Raw genomic sequence first — 2,698 nt, 5'->3', positions numbered from 1 at the left:
ATGTGCCGCTGAAGGAGGGGTTGGACGACCTGGTGCTGCACGCGCCGGACGGACCGAAGCTGATCGGCTTCCTGAAGACCATGGAATTCACCACGCTAACGCGACGCGTCGCCGAGGCGACCGCGACCGAGATCGGCGACGTCCAGGCTTCCGCCGTCATCGTCGAGCGCGCCGATGCCGCGCACGGCCCCGATGTCGGCGCCAGCGCGCCGCAAAGGCAGGCAGTGCCTCAATCAAACGGCGACGCGAAGCCCGCCTCGCCAGCCACGAGGGGCGAGGACGCGCCGCCGCAGGGCGACACCCCATCGCTCCTTTCGGCGCTGCGGCTGGAACAAGCCTCGGCGAGCAAGATCGACCCTTCGGCCTATGCGCCCATCCGCGATGCGGCCGCGCTGAAAGCCTGGATAGCCGAAGCCCGCGAGGCCGGCATCCTCGCTTTTGACGCCGAGACCAGCTCGTCCGACCCGATGCAGGCCGATCTCATCGGCCTGTCCATGGCGGTCGCGCCGGGCCGCGCCGTCTACGTGCCGCTTGCCCACAAGAACGGCAATGGCGACCTGCTTGGCGGCGGCATGCTGGAGAACCAGATCCCGGTCCGCGAGGCGCTGGCGCTGCTCAAGCCGCTGCTCGAGGACCGGTCGGTCCTCAAAATCGTGCAGGACATGAAATACGACATCGTCGTGATGAGCCGGCACGGCATCGAGGTCGGACCGTTCGACGACACGATGCTGATCTCCTACGTGCTCGACGCCGGCACGTCCGGCGGTCACGACCTCGCCTCGCTGTCGGAGAAATGGCTGGGACACGCGCCGGCCTCGAAGAAGGAACTGGCCGGCTCGGGCAAGAGCGCCATCGGCTTCGACCAGGTCGATATCGAGCGCGCGACCGCCTATGCCGGCGAACAGGCCGATCTGGCTCTGCGGCTGTGGCAATTGCTGAAGCCCCGGCTCGCCGCCAAGGGCCTCGTTTCCGTCTACGAGCGGCTGGAACGTCCGCTCGTGCCGGTGCTTGCCCGCATGGAGCAGCGCGGCATCTCGGTCGACCGGCAGATCCTGTCTAGGCTTTCGGGCGAGCTGGCGCAGGGCGCCGCCCGCGTCGAGGAAGAGATCTACGGCATCGTCGGCGAGCGCATCAACATCGGCTCGCCCAAACAGCTGGGCGACATATTGTTCGGCAAGATGGGCCTGCCGGGCGGCTCGAAGACCAAGACGGGGCAATGGTCGACCTCGGCGCAGCTGCTGGAAGACCTCGCCGCCGAAGGCCATGAGCTGCCGCGCAAGATCGTCGACTGGCGCCAGCTCACCAAGCTGAAGTCGACCTATACCGACGCGCTGCCCGGTTTCATCAACCCCGGCACCAACCGCGTGCATACCTCATACGCGCTCGCCGCGACGACCACGGGCCGCTTGTCATCCTCCGATCCCAACCTCCAGAATATTCCGGTGCGCACCGCCGAGGGCCGCAAGATCAGGACCGCCTTCATCGCCGAGAAGGGCCACAAGCTGGTCTCGGCCGACTATAGCCAGATCGAGCTGCGCGTGCTTGCCCATGTCGCCGAGATCCCGCAGCTCAAGCAGGCCTTCGCCGACGGCGCCGACATCCATGCCATCACCGCGTCGGAAATGTTCAACGTGCCGGTCGAAGGCATGCCTTCGGAGGTGCGCCGGCGTGCCAAGGCGATCAACTTCGGCATCATCTACGGCATCTCGGCCTTCGGCCTCGCCAACCAATTGTCGATCCCGCGCGACGAGGCCGGCGCCTACATCAAGCGCTATTTCGAGCGCTTCCCGGGCATCCGCGACTATATCGAGGAAACCAAGGCCTACGCGCGGGAAAACGGCTTCGTGCAAACCATCTTCGGCCGGCGCATCCACTATCCGGAGATACGATCCTCCAACCCGTCGGTCCGCGCCTTCAACGAGCGCGCCTCGATCAACGCCAGGCTGCAGGGCACCGCCGCAGACATCATCCGCCGCGCCATGGTGCATATGGAAGAGGCGCTGGAGAAAGCGAAACTCTCGGCCCGCATGCTGCTGCAGGTGCATGACGAACTGATCTTCGAAACGGTGGAAGCGGAAGTCGAAGCGACTATCCCCGTCGTGCGCCGGGTCATGGAAAACGCGCCGATGCCGGCGGTCTCAATGTCGGTGCCGCTGCATGTCGACGCCCGGGCGGCGGACAATTGGGACGAGGCGCATTAGGCGGCATGCCGAGAGGCGCCGCGATCCGTCGCCCCCCCTCTCTGTCCTGCCGGACATCTCCCCCTCAAGGGGGGAGATTGGCGGTTCCGGCGCCGGCGCTCGTCTTGCAACGTTTGAAGATTGGCGAAAGCCGTGACTACGGCTGATCTCCCCCCTTGAGGGGGAGATGTCCGGCAGGACAGAGAGGGGGGCTCCGCGCCGGCGTCAACCGGCTAGCTGATACTTACGCAGCCTCGGCCCTGCACTTCGCGCAAACGCCGCGAAACTCGATCACCGCCTTCTTGGCCGCGAATCCCGTCGAGCGCACCCATTCGTCCAACCGATGGCCGACGTCGTGGTCGGACATTTCGGTCACCTGGCCGCAATTGTCGCAGATGGCGAAGGCGGTCATCGAATGGCTGTGGTCGTGCGGCTCGGCGCAGGCGACGAAGGAATTGAGGCTTTCCAGCCGGTGCACGAAGCCGGACTTCACCAGCGTGTCGAGCGCCCGGTAGACC

Annotated in this window: 2 protein-coding genes; one reads left to right on the top strand and one right to left on the bottom strand. The window is 66.0% G+C overall.

The features are described 5' to 3' along the window. Positions 1 to 2,201, top strand: a 2,201-nt coding sequence (gene polA / locus EOA27_RS30950) for a DNA polymerase I (protein ID WP_127258030.1), incomplete at its 5' end; no start/stop codon positions are given. 223 nt (positions 2,202 to 2,424) lie between these two features. On the opposite strand, the gene EOA27_RS30940 is transcribed toward polA, so the two are convergent. Then, the coding region (locus EOA27_RS30940; RefSeq protein ID WP_145970641.1) for a Fur family transcriptional regulator at positions 2,425 to 2,698 on the bottom strand (274 nt) is incomplete at its 5' end.

The sequence above is a fragment of the Mesorhizobium sp. M2A.F.Ca.ET.037.01.1.1 genome (assembly GCF_003998075.1).
Lineage (GTDB): Bacteria > Pseudomonadota > Alphaproteobacteria > Rhizobiales > Rhizobiaceae > Mesorhizobium.
The sequence above is the reverse complement of the archived record's forward strand: the minus strand, read 5'-3'. Positions and strand labels throughout refer to the sequence as shown.